The sequence below is a fragment of the Streptomyces albofaciens JCM 4342 genome, from assembly GCF_008634025.1.
Classification (GTDB): Bacteria; Actinomycetota; Actinomycetes; order Streptomycetales; family Streptomycetaceae; genus Streptomyces; species Streptomyces albofaciens.
The window spans coordinates 3,575,285-3,597,769 of the sequence record NZ_PDCM01000001.1; the positions used below are offsets into that span (position 1 = coordinate 3,575,285).

At 73.7% G+C, this 22,485-nt stretch carries 16 protein-coding genes; 12 read left to right on the forward strand and 4 right to left on the reverse strand.

All coding sequences use genetic code 11. From position 1 onward, the window contains the following. Positions 1 to 254: 254 nt before the first annotated feature. The 3 genes from CP973_RS16155 (at position 255) to CP973_RS16165 (ending at position 5,147) form a co-directional block, all read left to right on the forward strand. A complete protein-coding gene (locus tag CP973_RS16155; protein WP_150241326.1) occupies positions 255 to 1,319 on the forward strand; it encodes a polyprenyl synthetase family protein in 1,065 nt (354 codons plus the stop codon). 243 nt (positions 1,320 to 1,562) lie between these two features. After that, positions 1,563 to 2,786, forward strand: a complete 1,224-nt coding sequence (locus tag CP973_RS16160) for an acyl-CoA dehydrogenase family protein (RefSeq protein WP_150241327.1) — start codon at positions 1,563 to 1,565, stop codon at positions 2,784 to 2,786. Between the two features lie 126 nt (positions 2,787 to 2,912). After that, positions 2,913 to 5,147, forward strand: a complete 2,235-nt coding sequence (locus CP973_RS16165; RefSeq protein ID WP_150241329.1) for a serine/threonine-protein kinase — start codon at positions 2,913 to 2,915, stop codon at positions 5,145 to 5,147. Positions 5,148 to 5,189: 42 nt separating this feature from the next. Here CP973_RS16165 and CP973_RS16170 read toward each other — a convergent pair whose 3' ends face one another. Next, positions 5,190 to 6,503, reverse strand: coding sequence for a glycoside hydrolase family 27 protein (locus tag CP973_RS16170; protein ID WP_150241331.1), 1,314 nt, complete (start codon positions 6,501 to 6,503; stop codon positions 5,190 to 5,192). 153 nt (positions 6,504 to 6,656) lie between these two features. Here CP973_RS16170 and CP973_RS16175 point away from each other — a divergent pair, with 153 nt between their 5' ends. Continuing rightward, on the forward strand, positions 6,657 to 8,213 hold the full coding sequence (locus CP973_RS16175) for a phytoene desaturase family protein (RefSeq protein WP_150241333.1): 1,557 nt from the start codon (positions 6,657 to 6,659) through the stop codon (positions 8,211 to 8,213). A gap of 67 nt (positions 8,214 to 8,280) precedes the next feature. Here CP973_RS16175 and CP973_RS16180 read toward each other — a convergent pair whose 3' ends face one another. After that, positions 8,281 to 9,465 carry an FAD-dependent oxidoreductase gene (locus CP973_RS16180; RefSeq protein ID WP_150241335.1) on the reverse strand — a complete coding sequence of 395 codons (1,185 nt, stop codon included), beginning with the start codon at positions 9,463 to 9,465 and terminating at the stop codon, positions 8,281 to 8,283. Positions 9,466 to 9,646: 181 nt separating this feature from the next. On the opposite strand from CP973_RS16180, the gene CP973_RS16185 reads away from it, so the two are divergent. Together CP973_RS16185 and CP973_RS16190 are read left to right on the forward strand one after the other, a co-directional pair. Further along, positions 9,647 to 10,750: an NAD(P)H-dependent flavin oxidoreductase gene (locus tag CP973_RS16185; protein WP_150241337.1), complete on the forward strand. Its 1,104-nt coding sequence runs from the start codon at positions 9,647 to 9,649 to the stop codon at positions 10,748 to 10,750. Positions 10,751 to 10,766: 16 nt separating this feature from the next. Then, entirely contained in the window at positions 10,767 to 12,332 is a 1,566-nt protein-coding gene (locus CP973_RS16190; RefSeq protein ID WP_244409524.1) for an acyl-CoA synthetase, read from the forward strand. A 7-nt stretch (positions 12,333 to 12,339) separates the two neighbouring features. Here the strand turns inward: CP973_RS16190 and CP973_RS16195 are convergent, their stop codons facing one another. Further along, positions 12,340 to 14,751, reverse strand: a complete 2,412-nt coding sequence (locus CP973_RS16195) for a penicillin acylase family protein (protein WP_150241338.1) — start codon at positions 14,749 to 14,751, stop codon at positions 12,340 to 12,342. Between the two features lie 164 nt (positions 14,752 to 14,915). Between CP973_RS16195 and CP973_RS16200 the strand changes: the two genes are divergently transcribed. The 3 genes from CP973_RS16200 to CP973_RS16210 all read left to right on the forward strand — a co-directional run bounded on the left by CP973_RS16200 (position 14,916) and on the right by CP973_RS16210 (position 18,214). Then, the gene (locus CP973_RS16200) at positions 14,916 to 16,499 is read left to right on the forward strand and encodes an acyl-CoA synthetase (RefSeq protein ID WP_150241340.1); all 1,584 of its coding nucleotides are present in this window, start codon (positions 14,916 to 14,918) and stop codon (positions 16,497 to 16,499) included. 302 nt (positions 16,500 to 16,801) lie between these two features. Continuing rightward, the gene (locus CP973_RS16205) at positions 16,802 to 17,596 is read left to right on the forward strand and encodes a VOC family protein (protein WP_150243659.1); all 795 of its coding nucleotides are present in this window, start codon (positions 16,802 to 16,804) and stop codon (positions 17,594 to 17,596) included. Positions 17,597 to 17,674: 78 nt separating this feature from the next. Beyond that, entirely contained in the window at positions 17,675 to 18,214 is a 540-nt protein-coding gene (locus CP973_RS16210; RefSeq protein ID WP_150241342.1) for a GNAT family N-acetyltransferase, read from the forward strand. Between the two features lie 249 nt (positions 18,215 to 18,463). Here the strand turns inward: CP973_RS16210 and paaK are convergent, their stop codons facing one another. Further along, complete coding sequence (gene paaK, locus CP973_RS16215; protein ID WP_150243661.1) at positions 18,464 to 19,759, reverse strand: phenylacetate--CoA ligase PaaK; 1,296 nt, start codon at positions 19,757 to 19,759, stop codon at positions 18,464 to 18,466. Positions 19,760 to 20,061: 302 nt separating this feature from the next. Here paaK and CP973_RS16220 point away from each other — a divergent pair, with 302 nt between their 5' ends. The 3 genes from CP973_RS16220 to CP973_RS16230 all read left to right on the forward strand — a co-directional run bounded on the left by CP973_RS16220 (position 20,062) and on the right by CP973_RS16230 (position 22,388). Then, entirely contained in the window at positions 20,062 to 20,760 is a 699-nt protein-coding gene (locus CP973_RS16220; RefSeq protein ID WP_150241344.1) for an alpha/beta fold hydrolase, read from the forward strand. A 132-nt stretch (positions 20,761 to 20,892) separates the two neighbouring features. Then, positions 20,893 to 21,135 (forward strand): hypothetical protein, encoded by a 243-nt coding sequence (locus tag CP973_RS16225; RefSeq protein ID WP_150241346.1) that lies wholly within the window; start codon positions 20,893 to 20,895, stop codon positions 21,133 to 21,135. 197 nt (positions 21,136 to 21,332) lie between these two features. After that, complete coding sequence (locus CP973_RS16230; RefSeq protein ID WP_150241348.1) at positions 21,333 to 22,388, forward strand: RNA polymerase subunit sigma-70; 1,056 nt, start codon at positions 21,333 to 21,335, stop codon at positions 22,386 to 22,388. Positions 22,389 to 22,485: the final 97 nt, after the last annotated feature.

A 22,485-nucleotide genomic window follows, 5' to 3' on the forward strand; every position in this document is an offset into this window, starting at 1 on the left:
CGGGCGCGGTGGAACCCCGAAGCGGCGACCGGCACCGCCTTCACGCTCACCTCGGCGGCCGTCGCGGCCGTCCCGCCGCCGCGGCGGCGCTCGCCTTCCGTCTCCCCGCGTAGCGGCGGCAGGAGTACGGCCGTACACGGACCCGGCTCGTACGTACCGGGCATGGACCCCGCCCACCCGGGTACTCAAGCGGCGCACGTCCTGACCCAGTTGACGCAACAGCAGCTGCGGAAAACGCCGCACCGGAGGTACGCATGTCCAGCACTACGGTACGGGCCGACGAGGTGACCGCCCGGCTGCTGCCCGAAGTGACCGCGTTCATCGAGCGGCAGCTGGACGACTACCCCGACGCCTGCGGACCGCTGCGCACCACCGTACGGAAGGTGATCGACCGCGGCCGTCACGAACGCAACGAGACCGCCCTGCCGCTGCTGACCCACGCGGCCATCACCGGTGTCCCCGAGCCCGCCGTCCCGGTCGCCGCCGCCCACGTGCTGTGGTGGCGGGCCGCCAACGCCTTCGACGACATCGCCGACGGGCACGCGGACGCCACCCTGTACGGCGTCGGTGCCAGGCCCGCCCTGATGGCCGCCCTCGAATGCGGCCACGGCCTGCCGCTGCGCGCCCTCGCCGCCCTCGACCTCCCGGCCGCCCTGCGGGAGAGCCTGATCAGCGACTACCTCGACGGCTGGACCCTGACCAACGACGGCCGGATCAGGGACCTGGTCAACACCGTGGCGACGGTCGACCCGCAGTCCGTGCTGACGACGTACGAGCACAAGGGCGGCTCCGCGTACGCGATGGCCTGCGGCATGACCGCGCGCGTCGCCGGCTGCGCCGACGCCGTGACCGCGGCGTGGCGCGAGTTCGGGTACACGGTCGGCACGCTGCTGCAGTTCCGTATCGACGAGGAGGACCTGCGCGACGAGCGGGCGGACGACCTCCGCAACGGCATCGCCACCTACCGCCTGGTCTGTGCCGTACGGCGGCTCACCGGCGCCGAGCGGCGGCGGGCGCTGCGGCTCCTGGCGGAGGCGGCCGACAGCCCCGGCAGCCGCGCGGAGATCAAGGCCATGCTGCTGGACCCCGCCGTCCAGGCCGCCACACTCGCGACACGCGACAGCCTGCTCCGCCAGGCCCACGACCTGCTCGACCGGCTGGCCGTGCCCTCGCACTACACGGTGGCGCTGCGCGCCCTGGTCGACGCCGCGGCCAAGCCGGCCGCGGCGGGCCCGGGGACCGGCGGACGCACGACGGGAGCGTTCTGGGAGAGCCGCCCTCCGGCCGCCGCCGGCCACCCCACGCCGACCGCCCCCTGAGCCCAACTGCCGCCCGGTTGGGTGCCGTACGCCGCCCGCGAGCACCCTGGAGGTGCGAAGGCCCTCCGTGTCCTTCCCCCTTCCTCCGCGCCCTTCCCTATCAATGGAACACGTTCTACTGTGCCCCACGACCCATGAACCGACGGCCCGTCAGAAACGCCGGCCGACCCCGCGCGCCGAGCCCCTGTGCCGGCCGCGGGCGCCGCCCGGGCCGGTCGGGCGCCCGTCGGACCAGGAGGGGCCGTGCACCTCGAATACACCCCGGAACAGCAGCGGCTGCGGGCCGAACTGCGGGAGTACTTCGCCACGTTGGTCCCCGACGGCGCGTACGCGCGCCTCCACGGACCGGACGGCTCGGGCGGTCCGCCGGACGGGGACGCCCCGACCGTCCAGAAGCGCTTCTACCGCGCCACCATCCGCCGGCTCGGCGCGGACGGCTGGCTGGGGGTCGGGTGGCCCGAGGAGTACGGCGGGCGGGGGATGTCCCCGATGGAGCAGTTCATCTTCTTCGACGAGGCCGCGCAGGCGGGCGTCCCGCTGCCGCTGATGGCGCTGAACACCGTCGGGCCGACGCTCATGCGGTACGGCACCGACGAGCAGAAGGCGTACTTCCTGCCGAAAATCCTCTCCGGGGAGATCGACTTCGCGATCGGGTACAGCGAACCCGACGCCGGCACGGACCTCGCGTCGCTGCGCACCCGGGCCGTACGCGACGGCGACGCCTACCTCGTCAACGGCCAGAAGATCTGGACCACCAACGGCGACACCGCCGACTGGGTCTGGCTCGCGGTGCGGACCGCGCCCGTCGAGGACGGTGTGCCGCCCCACAAGGGCATCAGCCTGCTGCTCGTACCGACCTCCGCGCCCGGCTACTCCTGCACCCGTATCAACACCCTCGCCTCGCACGACACCACCGCCAGCTATTACGAGGACGTCCGTGTCCCGGTCACCCGCCGCGTCGGCGAGGAGAACCAGGGCTGGCGGATCATCACCAACCAGCTCAACCACGAACGGGTCACCCTCGCCGCCCACGGCACCATGGCGATCCGCGCCCTGCACGACGTCCGCCGCTGGGCCGCGGAGACGAAGCTGGCCGACGGGCGGCGCGTCATCGACCTCGGCTGGGTCCGCGGCCGGCTCGCCCGTACGCACACCCGGCTGGACGCCATGAAGCTGCTGAACTGGCAGATGGTGGACGCCCTCCAGCACGGCACCCTCACCCCGCAGGACGCCTCCGCCGTCAAGGTCTACGGCTCCGAGGCCCGCCGTGACGCCTACGCCTGGCTGATGGAGGTCCTCTCCGCCGCCGGGCCCCTGAAGGACGGCTCGGCGGGCGCGGTCCTCCACGGCGACCTCGAACGCGGCTACCGCTCCGCGGTCATCTTCACCTTCGGCGGCGGCAACAACGAGATCCAGCGCGAGATCATCGCGTGGATCGGGCTGGGGATGCCGCGGGTGCGGAGGTAGTGCCCGGCGCCGCTCCCCGGCCGCCCGGCGCCCCTCCAGCGCCCTACACCCCCCGTCCCCGCCCCGCCATACTGGGCGGGCGGGGCAGGGGCCGGGGCGCGGTGGGGACGGGGGCGCGGGCGGGCGATGGCGGAGAGCAGGCTGGTGCAGGGGCGTTACCGGTTGCTCGACCTGATCGGGCGCGGCGGCATGGGCGAGGTGTGGCGGGCGCGCGACGAGTCCCTGGGGCGGCAGGTCGCGGTCAAGTGCCTCAAGCCGCTGGGGCCGCGGCACGATCCGTCGTTCATGCGGGTGCTGCGGGAGCGCTTCCGGCGGGAGGCGCGGGTGGCGGCGGCCCTGCAGCACCGCGGCATCACGGTCGTCCACGACTTCGGTGAGGACGGCGGGATCCTGTTCCTCGTGATGGAGCTGCTCGACGGGCGCAATCTGAGCCAGCTGCTGGAGGACAACCGGCACGGCCCGCTGCCCGTGCCGGACTTCGCGGACATCGCCGAGCAGGTCGCGGCGGCCCTCGCGTACACCCACGAGCAGTCCGTCGTGCACCGCGACCTCAAGCCCGCGAACATCGTGCGGGTCGCCGACGGGACGGTGAAGATCTGCGACTTCGGGATCGCGCGGCTGGGCCACGACATCGGGTTCACCGCCCGGCTGACCGGCACCGGCATCGCGATGGGCACACCGCACTACATGTCGCCCGAGCAGATCGGCGCCGGTACGGTCGACCACCGCAGTGATCTGTACTCGCTGGGGTGTGTGCTGTACGAACTGGCCACGGGCGTGCCGCCGTTCGACCTCGACGATGCCTGGGCGGTGCTGGTCGGACATCGCGACACCGCGCCGGAACCGCCGCGCGTCCGCCGTCCCGACCTGCCGGAGGCGTACGAGCGGCTGGTGCTGGACCTGCTGGAGAAGGATCCGGAGGACCGGCCGCGGGACGCCGCCGAGTTGGTGAAACGACTTGTCTCGGCCAGGCGGTCGCCGGAGCCGCTTGCCGCGGGGGAGGGCGGGCCCGCGGGGAGGACGCCGACGCGTGCCGTCCGTCCCCTGCCGTCCTGGACCCGGGGGATGACCGTCGGAACCCCGGCCGCTCCCCGGGCGCGGAAGGAGAGTCCCGCCGACCGGACCTCCGGGCTCACCGGAGCGTGGACCAGCGGGCTGCCGCCGCTCAGCCGTGAAACCCCGGCGCCGTACGTCTCCGAGCGGCCCGTGCCGTCACCCGAACACCTCGCCGCCCTGGCCGCCCGGCACAACGCCGGGCTCAGCCTCGGGCGGCTCGGCCGCTGGGCGGAGGCGGGGGAGGTGCACCGCGCGGTCGCCGCCGAGCGGGAGCACGCGCTCGGGCCGGACCACCCCGACACCCTCGCCAGCCGGTTCGAGGTGGCCGTCACCCTCGCCCGGTCCGGGCGGCCCGCCGACGCGCTGCGCGAGTACGAGCGGGTCGCCGCCGGGCGGGAGCGGAGCCTGGGGCCCGATCACGCGGACACCCTGGCCGCGCGCCAGGAGACGGCGTACGCGCTGGGGCGGCTCGGGCGGCACTTCGAGGCGCACCAGGCGTATGTGTCCGTGCTCGCGGCCCGGGAGCGGACGACGGGCCCCGATCACCCGGACACCCTGCGCTGCCGGCACAACCTCGCCTTCAACCTGAGCCGCCTCGGCCGGCTGGAGGACGCGTACCGGATGGCCGGGGACGTGGCGTCGGCGCGGGCCCGGGTGCTGGGGCCGCAGCACCCGGACACGCTGGTCACGCGGTACGAGGTCGCGTACCTGCTCGGGCAGTTGGGGCGGTGGGCGGAGGCTTTGCGCACGTACCGGGAAGTGGCCGTCGACCGTGCCCAGGCGCTCGGGCCGGGGCACCCCGACACCCTCGCCGCCCGGTACGAGGTCGGCATAAGCCTCGGGCGGCTCGGCCGCAGCGGCGAGGCGCTGGAGCTGTACCGGGATCTCGCCGAGGCCCGTACGGCCGCGCAGGGGCCCGCCGACCCGGAGACGCTGCGGGCCCGGCACGGCCTCGGCGTCAACCTCGGACGCCTCGGACGCTGGGAGGAAGCCTTGGCCGAGGCCCGGTCGGTGGCCGCACTCCGCGAACAGGTGCTGGGCGCCGGCCACCCCGACACGCTCGTCAGCCGCCGGGAGATCGCCGTGGCCCTGGGCTGGCTGGGCCGCTGGCCCGACGCGCTGGCCGTCTACCGGCAGGTGGCCGCGGCCCGCGAACGGGTGCTGGGCGCCGACCACCCGGACACGCTGGCCAGCCGCGGTGACGAGGCCCAGTGCCTGGAGCAGCTCGGGCGCTCCGCCGAGGCGGTGGCGCTGTACCGGCAGGTCGCGGCACTGCGGCAGCGGCGTACGCCGGGCCGGGGCTGAGGGCGGGCCGAACGTACCCCGCGCGCCCGGCCCGGCGTCCGCTCACCGCCGCGGGTGCACCCGGTAGAGCACCGTCGCGTGCGCCGGTACCCGTACCGAGATCTTCCCCGCGGTCCGGGTCGTGCGCCCGGTGTTCAGATCGCGCAGTTCGTAGGCGCGGACCTTCGGCAGGCCGGCCGTCTTCGCCGTGGTGGTGAGCGTCTGCGCCGAGTCGCCGGAGTTGAAGAGCGCGACCGCGTGGTCCCCGTTCCGCAGCGGCTTGGACAGCACGTCGTAGCCGGTGCCCTGCTGGACGACGCGGCCCTGGACGCCCTTCGGGTCCTGGTCCACGGCGATGACGTCCCGGTTGCCGAGCACTTTGAGGGCGGCCGGGGAGATCTTCGTCAGGTCGGTGCTGGAGATCAGCGGCGCGGCCATCACGGCCCACAGCGACATCTGGCTCTGGATCTGCCGGGTGGACAGACCGGAGTCGCCGGCGAGCAGGAAGTCCGGGTCGTTCCAGCGGCCCGGCCGCTGGAAGGGCGCCAGCTTGGCGTTGTACGCGTAGTTGTACTTGATCGAGGACCACTTCCTGGCGCCGCTGTGGTTCTCCACCGCGATGTCACGGCCCTCCCGCCACAGGTTGCCGACCTGCGAGGACCAGCGGATCACCCGGTGCCAGACCTGGTCGCCGTCGTACTGGAAGTAGGCGGGCGCCGAGACCGAGAAGACGATGTCGCGGCCGGTCCTGCGCAGGGCCTGGCTGACCGCGCGGTAGGCGTCGTGGTACGTCTGCTCCTTGGTCCGGCCGGGGGCGGTGGACAGGTTGCACCCGTCCATCTTCAGGTAGTCGACCTTCCACTTGGCGAAGAGGTCGGCGTCCTGCTGGTAGTGGCCGAAGCTGCCGGGGTACTTCTCGCACGTCAGGTGGCCGACATCCTCGTAGATTCCGAACTTCAGGCCCATCCGGTGCAGTTCGCGGCCCACGTACGCCATGCCGCGCGGGAACCTCGCCGGGTCCGGTACGAGGTTGCCCCTGGCGTCGCGCTGCTTGCTCATCCAGCAGTCGTCGACGGTGACCGTGTCGTAGCCCTTGGCCGCCAGACCGGACTTCACCAGGGCCCGCGCGTTGTCGAGGATCACCTTCTCGTTGATGTCGCACATGTAGTACGACCAGTTGTTCCAGCCCATCGGGGGTTTCGGGGTGAGGTTCGGGTAGACCGCCGCGGCCCGCGCGCCGTCCGCGTCCGCCGCCGTGGGGAGGGCGGCGGCCGGGACGGCGGCGGTCGCGGACAGGGCGCCCGCCGCGCACAGGGCGGCGGTGCTCAGACCGATCAGGGTGCGTCTCGGGGAACGCGGAGCCGACGCATCGCGCACAGAGGACCTCGTGGGGGGAGAGAGCGGGCCGATACAACGCATCGTCGGACCGTAGGAACGTAGGAGCAGGGGGGCAAGCAGCCGCGCCCGCCGGTGCCCGGAATTCAACCGTCCGTACCTGGCGGCAGGGGGCGACGCGTGTTACCAAGGGGCATGCCGGAACGGACGTTCTATGACGCGGTCATCGTCGGCGGCGGGCACAACGGCCTGGTGGCCGCCGCCTATCTCGCGCGCGCCGGGCGCAGTGTGCTGGTCCTGGAGCGGCTGGACCACACCGGCGGCGCCGCGGTCTCCACCCGGGCCTTCCCCGGCGTGGACGCGCGGCTGTCCCGCTACTCGTACCTGGTCAGTCTGCTGCCGCGGAAGATCGTGCGGGATCTCGGCCTGCGCTTCGCGGTCCGCAAGCGCTCGGTCTCCTCGTACACCCCGGCCGTGCGCGGCGGCCGTGACACCGGGCTGTTCGTCGGCTCCGACGAGGGCGCCACCCGCGCCTCGTTCGCCCGGCTCACCGGCTCGGACCGGGAGTACGCGGCCTGGCGGCGCTTCTACGGGACGACGCGCCGGGTCGCGGAGCGGGTCTTCCCCACGCTCACCGAACCGCTGCCGACGCGGACCGCGCTGCGCGCCCGTATCGACGACGCGGCGGCCTGGGAGGCGCTGTTCGAGCGGCCGCTCGGGGAGGCGGTCGAGGCCGCGTTCGCCGACGACCTGGTGCGCGGCGTTGTGCTCACGGACGGGCTGATCGGCACGTTCGCGCACGCCCACGACCCGTCGCTGGCGCAGAACCGGTGCTTCCTCTACCACGTGATCGGCGGCGGCACCGGCGACTGGGACGTGCCGGTCGGCGGGATGGGCGCGCTGACCGACGCGCTGGCCGCCGCCGCCCGTACGGCGGGCGCCGAGATCGTCACCGGCTGCCCGGTGACCGGGATCGCCACGGACGGCAGCACGGCCGAGGTGACCTGCGCCGAAGGCACGGTCGGCGCGCGCCATGTGCTGGTCAACGCCGCCCCGCACACCCTGGCCGGGCTGCTCGGCGAGCGGCCGCCCGAGCCCGCCGAGGGCGCCCAGCTCAAGGTCAACATGCTGCTCACGCGGCTGCCCCGGCTGCGCGACCCGGACGTCGATCCGCGCCTCGCCTTCTCCGGTACCTTCCATGTCGCCGAGGAGTACGGCCAGTTGGAGACCGCCTACCGGCAGGCGGCGGCCGGCGAACCGCCCGCCGTACCGCCCTCGGAGATCTACTGCCACTCCCTCACGGACCCCACCGTCCTCGGCACCGACCTGGTCCGCCAGGGCTGCCAGACACTCACCCTCTTCGGCCTGCACACCCCGGCGCGCCTCTTCACGGAGGACCACGACGCCACCCGGGAGCGCCTGCTCGCGGCGACCCTCGCCCAACTGGACGCCGTCCTGGCCGAACCGCTCACCGACTGCCTGGCCACCGACGCGGACGGCCGCCCGTGCATCGAGGCCAGGAGCCCGCTCGACCTGGAGCGCGACCTCGGGCTGCCGGGCGGCCACATCTTCCACCGGGACCTGGCGTTCCCGTACGGCACGGAGGCCGACGGGGACGACGTGGCGGCCCGGTGGGGTGTGGCCACCGGGCACGCCAATGTGCTGCTGTGCGGTGCGGGCGCGGTCCGGGGCGGCGGGGTGAGCGGGATTCCCGGGCACAACGCGGCCATGGCGGTGCTGGAGCGGGGGTGACCGGCCGACCGGGGCTGGAACGGGTGTGGCCCGGCCGCCGGACCACTTCCGTACACGGCCGTACGCATCAGGCGGCCCCCGCCGGCCCCCGCCCCCGCCCCCGCAGCCCGGCCGCCCGCACCGCGCCCGCGGCGGCCCGTACGGCGCTGTTGATCGCGATCTCACCGCGCATGCCGGGCGCCGCGACCTGGTCCCCGGCCAGGAACACGCCGTTGCCGCGGTCGACGGCCGGCCGGTCCCGCCAGGTCAGCCCCGGCAGGTCCAGGGCGCCGGTGCGGCCGCGCGCGGTGCCCTGCCGCCGCCACACCACACGGTCCCGCCACCCGGGCACCGCCAGCTCGGCGAACCGTTCCAGCCGCCGCCGCGCGTCGGCCGGGCTCTCCCCGGCGCGGACCGGCATGTCCAGCTGGAACAGGGACGTGCCGCGCGGCGCGGTCGTCGGGTCCTGCATCGAATAGCTCTCGTGGAAGCCGCCCGCGTCCAGGTCGAAGGCGAGGAACCGGTCGTGCCCGCCGCGCGGGACCGCGAGGTCCAGCAGGACGCAGTGGCCGCTCTCCCAGCGCAGCGAGTCGTCGCCCAGAAGAGCGCGGGCGGAGGAGAGTTCGGTCGCGATGATGGTGGGGTGCGCCGGGAGTTCGGTGACCCGTGAGCCGAGTTCGACGCGTACGCCCAGCTGCCGGGCGCGGGCCGCCAGCCGGTCCACGACCGCCTGCCAGCCGCCCACCACCCACCGCACGGCCGGCACCCCGGGCGCGAACACACGGCGCAGCAGCCCCCACACGAAGGCCGCCGACAGCCGGCCGGTGTCCGCGTCGTACGTCACCACGGCGATCGCGTTGGCCGCGGCGCGCGCCGCCTCCTCGCCGAAGTGCCGGGACGCCCAGCTGTGGAAGTCCTCACCGACGGGCGCGGTACGGGACCGGCCCACCGTGATCATCCGGAGGAAGCCGGCCGGCGGCCGGAGGGTGCGCCGCCCGTCCCGTACGAAGGAGACCCGCAGCAGGTCGCGGGCGGACGGGCGGCCCAGCCGGCCGGTCAGGCCGCGTTCGGCCAGCCAGGTCCAGTGCGGGCCGTCGCAGTAGAAGACGTGCGGCCCCTCGTGGGCGATGTACGGCGCGGCCGTGGCCCGGCCCCGCCCGCCCGGCGAGCCGTGCGCCTCGTGCAGCGTCACCGCCGCTCCGGCCTCGGCGCAGGCGATGGCGGCCACCAGGCCCGCCGTACCGCCGCCGACGACGGTGATGTCCGTGCGCATGATGTGCCTCCCGGTGCCGGCCCGCTGTGCGGGTGCGTCTTCTTCGTGCGCGTGCTCGTCCCTCCGGACGGATGCGGGCACCACGCGTGTGACACGGCGGCGCGCACCGCGCCGGCACTTTTACTGACACGGCATCAGAAAATCTCTTCCCTCGTACGGCGCCCTGCGGCATCCTGCGGCCATGCAGACGGAGCTGAGCAACCGGCTGGGAGTCGAGCACGCCGTCTTCGGGTTCACCCCGTTCCCCGCGGTCGCCGCCGCGATCAGCCGGGCCGGCGGCTTCGGCGTGCTCGGCGCGGTCCGCTACGCGGCGGCCGAGGAACTGGCCCGCGACCTGGAATGGATCGACCGGCACACCGGCGGCGCGCCGTACGGCCTGGACGTGGTGATGCCCGCCAAGAAGGTCGAAGGCGTCACGGAGGCCGACATCGAGGCGATGATCCCGGAGGGACACCGCCGCTTCGTCGCCGAGACCCTCGCCAAGCACCAGGTGCCCGAGCTGCCGCCGGGCGAGGCGTCCGGCTGGCGCATCACGGGCTGGCTGGAGCAGGTCGCCCGCGCGCAGCTCGACGTCGCCTTCGACTTCCCGGTCCGGCTGCTGGCCAACGCGCTCGGCTCACCGCCCGCCGATGTCGTCGAGCGCGCCCACGCACACGGCATCCTCGTCGCCGCGCTCGCGGGCAGCCCCCGGCACGCCCGGCACCACCAGGACGCCGGGATCGACATCGTCGTCGCGCAGGGCTACGAGGCCGGCGGCCACACCGGGGAGATCGCCACCATGGTGCTCACACCCGAGGTCGTCCGCGCCGTGGACCCGCTGCCCGTCCTCGCGGCCGGCGGCATCGGCACCGGCGAACAGATCGCCGCCGGGCTGGCGCTGGGCGCCCAGGGCGTCTGGCTCGGCTCCGTATGGCTGACCACCGAGGAGGCCGGGCTGCACTCCAGGCGCCTGACCGAGAAGCTGCTCGCCGCGGGCCCCGGCGACACGGTCCGCTCCCGCGCGCTGACCGGCAAGCCCGCCCGCCAGCTCCGTACGGCGTGGACGGACGCCTGGGACGACCCCTCGGGACCCGATCCGCTGCCGATGCCGCTGCAAGGGCTGCTGGTCGCCGAGGCCGTCTCCCGCATCCAGAAGTACGAGGTCGAGCCGCTGCTCGGCACGCCGGTCGGCCAGATCGTCGGGCAGATGAACTCACAACGCAGTGTGCGGGCGGTCTTCGACGACCTCACCCGCGGGTTCGAACGGGCCGTCGACCGCATCAACCGCATCGCCGGACGTGGCTGAGCCGAGGAGGACACGCATGTCGGCATCCATGGCGTCACCATCCCCGAACGGCTTCTGGGCGCAGGCCGCCGCCGACCCGGGCCGTACGGTCCTGATCGCGCCGGACGGCGGGGAATGGACCGCGGCCCGGCTGCACGCCGCCTGCAACCGTCTGGTGCACGGGCTGCGTGCCGCGGGCCTGAGGCGCGGCGACGCCTTCGCGGTGGTGCTGCCCAACGGCGTCGAGTTCTTCACCGCCTACCTCGCCGCCACCCAGGCGGGCCTGTATCTCGTACCGGTCAACCACCACCTCGTCGGCCCGGAGATCGCCTGGATCGTCGCCGACTCGGGGGCCAAGGCGCTCATCGCGCACGAGCGGTTCGGCGACGCCGCCCGGGCCGCCGCCGACGAGGCGGGACTGCCGCCGGAACAGCGGTACGCCGTCGGCACGGTGGCCGGTTTCCGGCCGTACGCGGCGCTCCTCGACGGACAGCCGGAGACCCCGCCCGGGGACCGTGCCCTCGGCTGGGTCATGAACTACACCTCCGGCACCACCGGACGCCCCCGCGGCATCCGCCGCCCCCTGTCCGGCCGCCCGCCCGAGGAGTCCCACCTCGGCGGCTTCCTCGGCATCTTCGGCATCCGGCCGTTCGACGGCAACGTGCACCTGGTGTGCTCGCCGCTCTACCACACGGCCGTGCTCCAGTTCGCGGGCGCGTCCCTGCACATCGGGCACCGGGTCGTCCTGATGGACAAGTGGACGCCCGAGGAGATGCTGCGGCTGATCGACACGTACCGCTGCACGCATACGCACATGGTGCCCACCCAGTTCCACCGGCTGCTCGCCCTCCCGGAGGAGGTGCGGGCGTGCTACGACGTGACCTCGATGCGGCACGCCATCCACGGCGCCGCGCCCTGCCCGGACCACGTCAAGCGGGCGATGATCGACTGGTGGGGGAGCTGCGTGGAGGAGTACTACGCGGCGAGCGAGGGCGGCGGCGCGTTCGCCACGGCCGAGGACTGGCTCAAGAAGCCCGGTACGGTCGGCCGGGCCTGGCCGATCAGCGAACTGGCGGTCTTCGACGACGACGGCAACCGGCTGCCGCCCGGCGAACTGGGCACCGTCTACATGAAGATGACCACCGGCGGATTCAGCTACCACAAGGACGCCGACAAGACCCGCCGGAACCGCATCGGGGACTTCTTCACCGTCGGCGACCTCGGCTACCTGGACGCGGACGGCTATCTCTTCCTCCGCGACCGCAAGATCGACATGATCATCTCGGGCGGGGTCAACATCTACCCCGCCGAGATCGAGTCCGCCCTGCTCGCCCACCCCGCCGTCGCCGACGCGGCCGCCTTCGGCATCCCGCACGACGACTGGGGCGAGCAGGTCAAGGCCGTGGTCGAGCCCGCCGACGGGTACCCGGCGGGCCCGGCCCTCGCCGCGGAGATCCTGGAGCACTGCGCCCAGCGGCTGGCGGGCTACAAGTGCCCCAGGTCCGTCGACTTCACCGCGGCCATGCCGCGCGACCCCAACGGCAAGCTCTACAAGCGGCGGCTCCGCGACCCGTACTGGACGGGCCGGGAGCGCGCCGTGTGAGGTCTTCCTACCGCTGGCGCACGTGCTCCACCCGCAGCTGCGGCGAGGCGAGCACGTCCCGCTCGCAGAACCGGGACCGGATCATCCGGCCCGCCGCGTACAGCTCGGTCTGGTCGCTGTAGTGCGGCGAGCGCGGGTTGGCGGACTGCGAGTACGTCAGCAGCGTACGGGCGTTCACCGGGCAGCCGTGGTCCGCGAAGCCCACCGCCTGGATGTAGCTGGAGCCGTGCCGCACCTCCGTGTAGCCGCCGCCCGCCGGGTCCCACCGGCCCACGGTCATGTTCCAGACGCCCAGCCCGTCCACGCCGCCGCTGACCGGGATGCGCTTGCCGTTGCGTACGACGAACTGGTGCTCGCCAAGCGGTGCGGCGAGCGGGATGCGCGCGGCGCGCAGCTCGGACACGGCGTCGGCGAGCGCGGTCGCCAGGCCCGGGGCGGCGGTGTTCAGGGTGCGCGGGGTCCGCACCGGATCATCCGGGTCGAAAGGCGTCTTCCACAGATCGGCCTGCGGCACCGTGTCGGTCAGGCGACGCCAGAACCGGTCGAAGAGGAGCGCGCCCTTGCTGTCCGTCCGTACCGTACGGTCCCAGGCGGCCATCACCCGGCACGCCTCCGACACGTCCACGGCCTTGCCGTCGCTGCCGGTCGCCGTGCCCCCGGGAAGCGCGGCGCAGGCCCGCGCGGTGTCGGCGGCGGCCAGCTCACCGGCGGGCACCCGGTTGGTGAACTGCTGACGCTGGAGATCGGCGAGGGTCAGGCCGCCCCGGTCCGCCAGGGCGGACACGTCCTCGACGGCGCCGCGCGTCCGCAGGGAGCGCGGGGTGCCGATGTCGCCGAAGACGCGCGGGTAGCCCGTCAGGGGCCGGTCCGCGTTGGCCAGCCAGGCACTGTCGTTGGAGTTCTCCGCGTACGGGGCGTCCGTGAGCGTGGGCATCGCGGACGGGCCGAAGATGCCGGGCTGTACGGCGTCCCGGTCGCGGCCCGGCGCGCAGCCGGAGCGCGCGCCGTCCAGCACGGCCAGGCCGGTGGCCGGGTACAGCACCCGCCCCAGCGCCGTGGAACACCGCTCGGCGAGGTCGTCGGTGATGCGCGGCACCACCTGCGACTGGGTGTAGAGGGTACGGCCGGCCGAGTCGGCGGCGACGGTGTTCACCCAGGGCAGGCCCTGCGTCCGGCGCAGCGCGCGCTGCACGCCCGCCACGTCGCGGGCCTTGCCCAGGCTCAGCGAGGCGTCGAACATGCGCAGCTGCGCCGCGTTGGGGTCGCCCAGCGCGTACGCCGTACGGTCCGTCCACGCCAGGTCGAGGTCACCGTACTCGGTGACGACCGGCCCGTAGCGCGTCCACCACTGCGTACGGACCACGTCCGGGCCGCCCTCGACCGGGACCGTCACCGTCCGCCGCGTCATCCGCTCCGGCTTCCCGTCCACCAGGTACGAGGTCGGGTCGCCCGGGGCCAGGGTGAGCTGGTGGAAGTTCATGGGCACGCCGGTGGCGACCGTATGGCTCCAGGCGATACGGGAGTTGTGGCCGATGGAGGGGGTGGGGGCGCCGAGGAGCAGGCCGCCCGCCACGTCGAGTTCGCCGGGGATGGTCACCTGCGACTGCCAGAAACGGCGGCCGCCGGACCACGGGTAGTGCGGATTGCCCAGGAGCATGCCGTGGCCGTCGGCGGTGGTGTCACCGCGGAAGGCGACGGCGTTCGAGCCCAGGCCCCCGGTGGCGCGCGCGAGGCGGGAACGGACGGACGCCACGGACTTCCGGGCACCCGGCCGCGCGCTGGGGGTACGCGAGCCGGTGGCGGGCGGCCGGGCCGCGACGATGCTGTCCACCGAGTCGGCCTGCCCCGCCGTGATCACCAGGGCGTACGCGCCGGCCGCCACGTCGGCCTGGGTGACCGGCTTGACCCACTCCTTGCCCGCACACGCCGGATCGGTGATCTTCCGCTGCGCCAGCCAGGCGTTGTACCCGGCCGCCCAGCCGCGCATCAGGTCCTTCACCTCGTCGCCGGGACCGGCGGGAGCGGGCTGCCGCAGCAGCTTCTCGACGGTGCCGGCCTGCCGCACCCCCTTGAAGAAGAGGTCGCTGGCCAGGTTGGTGCTCGCGGAGGAGTGCGTACCGTCGGGGCGGCCCGCGGCACCGAAGTACCGGGAGCGTTCGCCGCGCAGGGTGACGAAGCCGTCGGCGAGCGTGCAGACCTGGTCGGCGGCCTGCGCCCAGCCCACGCCGAAACCCAGGTCGGGGTAGTCGCCGGCGACGATGTGCGGAATGCCGTACTCGGTGTAGCGGATGTCGGCCGAGAGGCCGCCGCCCGACGGGTGGGACGCTGCGGCGGCGGCCGTGCCCGGGGCGGGCGACAGCGCCGCCGCGGTCAGCAACACCACCCCGGCCGCGGCGAGTCTTCTGAATCGGTCGCGCATATCGGGTGATCCTCCCTGTGGTCCTGGAGATGCCGTACACGGAAGACGTGCCAATTAGCGGGGACGGTGAGGAGGTTGAACACTGAGCGGAAGACCGAGCATAGCCGTGACACGTCCCGCCCCGCTCCCTTGACCCGGCCGGTGGCCGGGCACAGGATCACGCCATGGCGGGAGTGCGGACGAACACGGTCGACGGGATCCTGCGGCGCAGCGCGCGGCGGACGCCCGGCCGTACGGCGGTGCGCTACGGCGACCGGTCCTGGACCTACGGCGAACTGGACGACGCGGTGACGGCCGCGATGTGCGCCCTGCTGATGAGCGGGGCGGAGCCCGGCGACCGGGTCGCCGCGTACGGCCACAACTCCGACGCCTACCTGATCGGCTTCCTGGCCTGCGCCCGGGCCGGGCTGGTGCACGTACCCGTCAACCACCACCTCACCGGCGACGGACTGCGCTACATCATCGAACAGTCGGGCAGTTCCCTGGTCCTCACCGACCCGGCGCTGGAACACCGGCTGCCGCCCGGAACCCGGACCATGCCGCTGCGGGACGCGGCGGGATCGCTGGTGGAACGGGCGGAGGAAGGCCGGGGCGTGCTGAAGTCAGCCGTTCTCCGGACAGGTGATGAGGGCGGGTCAGGGAAGGCGCACGGAACCGGCGAACCGGACGACGCGTACGGCTCCGGCTCCGACGACCTGGTGCAGCTGCTCTACACCTCCGGCACGACCGGGCTGCCCAAGGGCGCGATGATGACGCACGGCGCGCTGGTCCACGCGTACACCTCGGCCATCGTCGCCCTCGACCTGAAGGCGACCGACCGGCCCGTGCACAGTCTGCCGCTCTACCACTCGGCGCAGCTGCACGTGTTCCTGATGCCGTACCTCGCCGTGGGCGCGGAGAACGTCATCCTCGACGCGCCGGACCCGGACCGGATCTTCGACGTGGTGGCGGCGGGGCGGGCGGACAGCCTGTTCGCGCCGCCCACCGTGTGGATCGCCCTCTCCCAGCACCCCGGATTCACCGCCCGCGACCTCGGCGGCCTCCGCAAGGCGTACTACGGCGCGTCCGTCATGCCGGTGCCCGTCCTGGAGCGGCTGCGCGCCCGGCTGCCCGGCCTCGCCTTCTACAACTGCTTCGGGCAGAGCGAGATCGGGCCGCTGGCCACCGTGCTGGGTCCGGACGAACACGAGGGGCGGATGGACTCGTGCGGCCGGCCGGTGCTGTTCGTGGAGGCGCGGGTGGTGGACGAGGGCGGCACGGAGGTGCCCGACGGCGAGCGCGGGGAGATCGTCTACCGCTCGCCCCAACTGTGCACGGGATACTGGGACAAGCCGGCGGAGACCGCGGCGGCGTTCCGGGACGGCTGGTTCCGCTCCGGGGACCTGGCCGTGCGGGACGCGGAGGGCTTCTTCACCATCGTCGACCGGGTCAAGGACGTCATCAACTCGGGCGGTGTGCTGGTGGCCTCGCGGCAGGTGGAGGACGCGCTGTACGCGCATCCGGGGGTCGCGGAGGTGGCGGTGATCGGGCTGCCGGACGAGCGCTGGATCGAGGCGGTGACGGCCGTGGTCGTACCGCGCGCGGGCACGGCGCCGGACGAGGCGGAACTGATCGCGGCGGCGCGGGAGCGGCTGGCCGGCTTCCAGGTGCCCAAGCGGGTGCTGTTCGCCGAGGCGCTGCCGCGCAACGCCAGCGGCAAGATCCTCAAGCGCGAACTGCGGGAGCGGTACGGCTCCGGGCGGGAGTGAAGGCGCGGCTTACGGCGTTCGCGGGAGGGTCTGGTGTTGTGGCGTCCTGGCGTCGTGGCGTCGCGGTGCCGTGGCGTCGCGGTGTCCTGGCGTCGCGGTGTCGTTCTCGCGTCTGGGGCCTCCCCCGGTCGTTCGCTCGCGGAGGGCGATTGTCAGACCCCCCTGCCATGCTGAAAGCGCCGGGGGAGAGGCATCGAGCCGCACCGCGTGTTCCCCGGTGACGAGGGCGTACGTGCTCGCTCGGCGGCCGCCCGCGTCGCTCGGTGACGAGCAACGACGACAGGACGCCGGAGGAGATCATCATGCTCACCACCCAGTACGTACCGGGCGCACCGAACTGGCTCGACCTCGGCGCACCGGACATCGACGCGGCCGCCGCGTTCTACGGTGCCGTCTTCGGCTGGACCTTCCGGTCGGCCGGTCCGGACGCCGGCGGGTACGGCTTCTTCCAGCTCGACGGGAAGACCGTGGCCGGGGCCGGACCGCTGACCGAGGAGGGCGCCCGCCCGGCCTGGACGGTCCACTTCCACACACCGGACGTGGACGCCCTGGCCAAGTCCGTCGAACAGGCCGGCGGCACGGTCCGCTTCGGCCCGTGCGACGTGTTCACCGCCGGCCGGCTGGCCGGGTTCACGGACCCGGCCGGCGCCGAGTTCGCCGCCTGGCAGCCCGGCGACACACCGGGCCTGGAAGTGGTCGGCGCGACGCACACCCTGTGCTGGACCGAGCTGTACACCACCGACGCGGCCGCCGCGAAGTCGTTCTACCGCTCGGTCTTCTCGTGGGAGACGGTCGACAAGGACATGGGCGGAAACATGATCTACACGATCGCCTCGCCCGCCGGCACCGACCCGGACGGGGACGCCGGGCACGCCGGCATCATGCAGATGGCGCCGGAGACCCCCGCCGGGGACGCGACGCCGGAATGGCACCCGTACTTCGCCGTCGAGGACTGTGACGCCATAGTCGCCGCGTCCACGGAACGCGGCGCGACAGCCCTCCTCCCGCCCGCGGACGCCGAGGGCGTGGGCAGGCTGGCCATGCTGCGGGACCCGTTCGGGGCGGTGTACGCGGTGATCAAGCCCAGCGCTGGGTGAGACAGGGGAGCGGGCAACCGAAGTGACCGCAGGGTAAACGGGTTGTCCCGGGGCGATCGCTCACGTTGGCTGTCCGGTATGGCTGAACTGCGTACCGAACGCCTCGTCCTCCGCCGGTGGCGGGAGTCCGACCTCGGCCCCTGGGCGGCGGTGAACGCCGACCCCGAGGTACGGGAGCACTTGGGCGACCTGCTCACCCGCGACCGGAGCGACGCCTCCGTGCGGCGCTACGAGGCCGACTTCGACCGGCGCGGCTACGGCTGGTGGGCGGTCGAAGTGCGGGCCACGGGCGAGTTCGTCGGCTTCGCGGGACTGGACGACACGGACGACGACATGCCGTTCAAGGGGGTGGAGATCGGCTGGCGGCTCGCGCGCTCGGCATGGGGACAGGGGTATGCCACCGAGGCCGCCCGGGCGGGCCTGGACTTCGGCTTCGACGTCCTCGGACTTCCCGAGATCCTCGCGGTGACGACGGCCGCCAACGTCCGTTCCCGGGCCGTCATGCGCCGTATCGGCATGACCCGGGACCCGGCCGACGACTTCGACGACCCGTACGCGCCCGAAGGCCCGCTCCGTCCGAGCGTGCTGTACCGGATCGGGCGTGGCGGGCGGAGGTGAGGGCGCCGACGTCGGGCCGGGCGGGAGGCGGCCTGCGCCGGGCACGTAAGCCGGCCTAGGGGCTCAGCGGGGGAGGGGTGGGGCGGGGGGAAGCCCCCGGTGGGCCTTCCGGCGGGTGGTTCCTGTCGGGCCGCCCCCTCCGGCCGGGGATGCCCTGGCCTATCCCCTCCGGCCGGGGATACCCAGCCCTCCCGTCCCACTCCTTCCGCCTGGGAGGTCCAGCCCCGGCCCACCCCCTCACGCCCCGCTTCACGGTCGCATGTCGACGATGCGCTTCAGCTTGCCGACGGAGCGTTCCAGCGTTTCCGGGTCGACGATTTCGACGGCCACGGAGACGCCGATGCCGTCCTTGACGTCGCGGGCGATCCGGCCGACGGCGGCCGTGCGTGCCTCGGGGGTGGCGTCCGGGCGTGCCTCCGCCCGTACGGTCAGGTGGTCCATCCGGCCCTCGCGGGTCAGCCGCAGCTGGAAGTGGGGCGCGACGCCCGGGGTACGCAGCACGATCTCCTCGACCTGGGCGGGGAAGAGGTTCACGCCGCGCAGGATGATCATGTCGTCGCAGCGGCCGGTGACCTTCTCCATGCGGCGGAAGGCGGGGCGGGCGGTGCCGGGCAGCAGCCGGGTCAGGTCCCGGGTGCGGTAGCGGACCACCGGCAGGGCCTCCTTGGTCAGTGAGGTGAAGACCAGTTCCCCGTGCTCGCCGTCCGGCAGCGGTTCGCCGGTGACCGGGTCGACCACCTCCGGGTAGAAGTGGTCCTCCCAGATGTGCAGCCCGTCCTTGGTCTCCACACACTCCTGGGCGACGCCGGGGCCCATGACCTCCGAGAGGCCGTAGATGTCCACCGCGTCGATGGCGAAGCGCTCCTCGATCTCCCGGCGCATCTCCTCCGTCCACGGCTCCGCGCCGAATATCCCGACCTTGAGGGAGGTGGTCCGCGGGTCGACGCCCTGGCGCTCGAACTCGTCGAGGAGCGTGAGCATGTAGGACGGCGTCACCATGATGATCTCGGGCCGGAAGTCCTGGATGATCCGCACCTGCCGGGCGGTCATGCCGCCGGAGGCCGGGACGACCGTACAGCCGAGCCGTTCGGCGCCGTAGTGCGCGCCGAGCCCGCCGGTGAACAGGCCGTAGCCGTACGCGATGTGCACCTTGTGGCCGGGCCGGCCGCCGGCCGCGTGGATCGAACGGGCCACCACCTCGGCCCAGACGGACAGGTCGCGCTCGGTGTAGCCGACGACGGTCGGGCGGCCGGTCGTACCGCTGGAGGCGTGGATGCGGCGCACGGCGTCCTGGGGGACGGCGAACATGCCGAAGGGGTAGTTGGCCCGCAGGTCGTCCTTCACGGTGAACGGGAAGCGCGCGAGGTCGTCGAGCGAGCGGCAGTCCTCGGGGCGGACGCCGGCCCGGTCGAAGGACTGCCGGTAGAACGGGACGTTCTCGTACGCATGCCGCAACGAGGCGCGCAGCCGCTCCAGTTGCCGTGCCCGCAGCTCCTCGGCGGTCAGTCGCCGTACCGCGTCGAACGGTTCCGTGGCGGTGCCGATCGTTCGCGTGGCGGCACCGATCGTTTCCGTGGTGGTACCGAAGGGTTCTGGGGTGGCACCGAACGGCTCTGGGGTGGTACCGGCCGATTTCGTATCGGCGCCGGTCGATTCCGTGGTGATGCCGGTCGATTCCGTCGCGGCGTCCGTTTCCCGCCGCTCGCCCCTGTTGTCCGCATCCGGCATGTCCGTCACCGTTCCGTGTCCCGACCGATCATTCGGTTGCTGAATGCGGTCCAAGTAATCAGCGGGCGGCGAACGCGTCAAGGGGCGTGACGCGGTTCCACCCGGGTAGCTTCGAGCGCATGAGTGACGTTCAGAAGGTGCAGGTCGGCGACGTCCGCTTGGCATACCGGTGCTGGGGTGACGCGGACGCGCCCCCGGCGCTGCTGCTGCACTGCCTCGGCGAGGACGGTGAGGACTGGCGCGGCGTGGTCGGTCAGCTCGCCACCACCCACCGGGTGTACGCCCTGGATCTGCGCGGGCACGGCGCCAGCGACCGGCCGGGGGAGTACGGCTTCGAGCGCTGGCGCGACGACGTGGCCGGGTTCCTCCAGGAGCTGCGTCTGGGGCCCGTGGCGCTCATCGGCCACTCGCTCGGCGCCCTGGTCGCGCTGCTGCTGGCCGCCGCCCGGCCCGAGCTCGTGGAACGGCTGGTGGTGGAGGAAGCGGCGCCGCCCCGGCCGGGTGCTCCGCGGCAGGAGGTGCCCGAGCCGCCGCCGGGGCCGCAGGGGTTCGACTGGCAGGCCAAGGTCGCCGTGGTGGCGCAGCGCAACGCACCGGACCCGGCGTGGTGGGACGCCCTGGCGAAGATCACCGCGCCGACCCTGGTGATCGGGGGCGGCTCCGCCAGCCACATCCCGCAACAGGACCTCCACGACATGGCCGAACACATCCCGGACTGCCGTCTCGTCACGGTCGAGGGCGCGGGGCACCTCGTCCACGAGGAGCGCCCGCTGGAATTCCTGGACGCGGTCCGGACGTTCCTGGCCCCCGGGCCCTGAGGCGCGGCGGACCGGAGGAGCGAGGGCGCGCGGGTCTGCCGTACGGGTGCCGGGCGCGCCCACGGCCGGCCCAATGGCGAAGTGCTGCCGTCCTTCCGTGGTGCGCTGGCCGCAACCTCCGAAAGGATCACCATGCGTACATCGCTTCGTACGACCGCGCGGGCGGCGCTCGGTCTCCTCGCGGCCCTGGCCCTGTCCGGCGCGGTCCTGCCCGCCGTGGCCCACGCCGACTCGGACGACGAGCCGGGGAACCGCCCCGCCGTGAGCAGCCACGGGCCGGACGGACGCCCCGCGAAGAGCGGATTCCTCTTCCCGCTCGACGGCCTCCCGAAGAACGCCAACGTCGGCGTCAACAGCGTGTCCGACCGCGACTGACCGACCCGGACGACCACTCCACCCCACCCCACCCCACCCCCGACCCGACCAGCCCCCTCCCCCCGCCCCGTCAGCCGACGCCCCGGGATACTCCCGGGTGTCACCGCCACCGCCGCCCGCCCGGCCGTATCGTCACCGGGCGGGCGGCGGTGTGCGCACGGGCAAACCTGGCGTCCAGCTCCAGGGAGGGGACGGTCGTGGGAACGAGGGGGCGTGCGGACGCGGACGCGCGGGCGGAGGCCGCGGTCCGGGACGGGGACGAGGAGGCGTTCGCGCGGCTCGCCGAGCGCTACCGGCACGAACTGCGGGTGCACTGCTACCGCATGCTCGGCTCCTTCACCGACGCCGAGGACCTGGTGCAGGAGGCGCTGCTGCGGGCCTGGCGCAAGCGGCGGAGCTTCGAGGGGCGGGCGACGTTCCGGGCGTGGCTGTACCGGATCGCCACCAACGCCTGCCTGGACGCGCTGGCCAGTCCCGCCCGGTCGCGGGAGATCGTGGTGGCGGTCGACAGTACGGGCGCGGCGAAGCGCTCCGCCCCGGCCGAGGTCACCTGGCTCCAGCCGTATCCGGACGCACTGCTGGACCTGGCCGCACCGGCCGACGGCGGCCCGGAGGCCGCGGCGATCGCCAGGGAGACCATCGAACTGGCCTTTCTGGCGGCGGTCCAGCACCTGCCGCCCCGTCAGCGGGCCGTGCTGATCCTGCGCGATGTGGTCGGCCTGCCCGCCGCGGAGACGGCCGGGGCGCTCGACCTGAGCACCGCCGCGGTCAAGAGCGCGCTGCAACGCGCCCGCGCCACGCTGCGCGAGCAGTTGCCCGAGCGGCGCGCCGACTGGGGCCGGGGAGCCACCGGCCCCGGTGAGGCCGAACGCGCGCTCCTCCGGCGGTTCGTCGCGGCCTCCCGGGCCGCCGACATCGACGCGCTGGCCGCCCTGTTGCGCGAGGATGCCCGGCAGACCATGCCGCCCGCCCGCCTGGTGTTCGACGGGCGTACGGCCGTCATCGCCATGTGGCGTGCGGCCCTGGAGGACGGGCGGGCTTGGGGCGACTGGCACGCCGTACCGGTCGCGGTGAACCGGCAGCCGGCCGTGGTGAACTACGCCCGGACGCCCGGGTCGCCGGCGTACACCCCGGTCAACATCGACGTGCTGCGCGTCGAGGACGGCCGGATCGCGGAGATCACCACCTTCGCGCCGGATCTGCTGCCCGCCCTCGGGCTCCCGGACACCGTGGCGCCCGGCGACGTCCACTGACGGCCCGTCGCGCAGTGGCCCACATCACATCCGTACGCCGATCCCTTTTCGTGGGGCCGCCGGTCGTATGTGCCGTAGGGCGCCGTGGGCGGGCAGG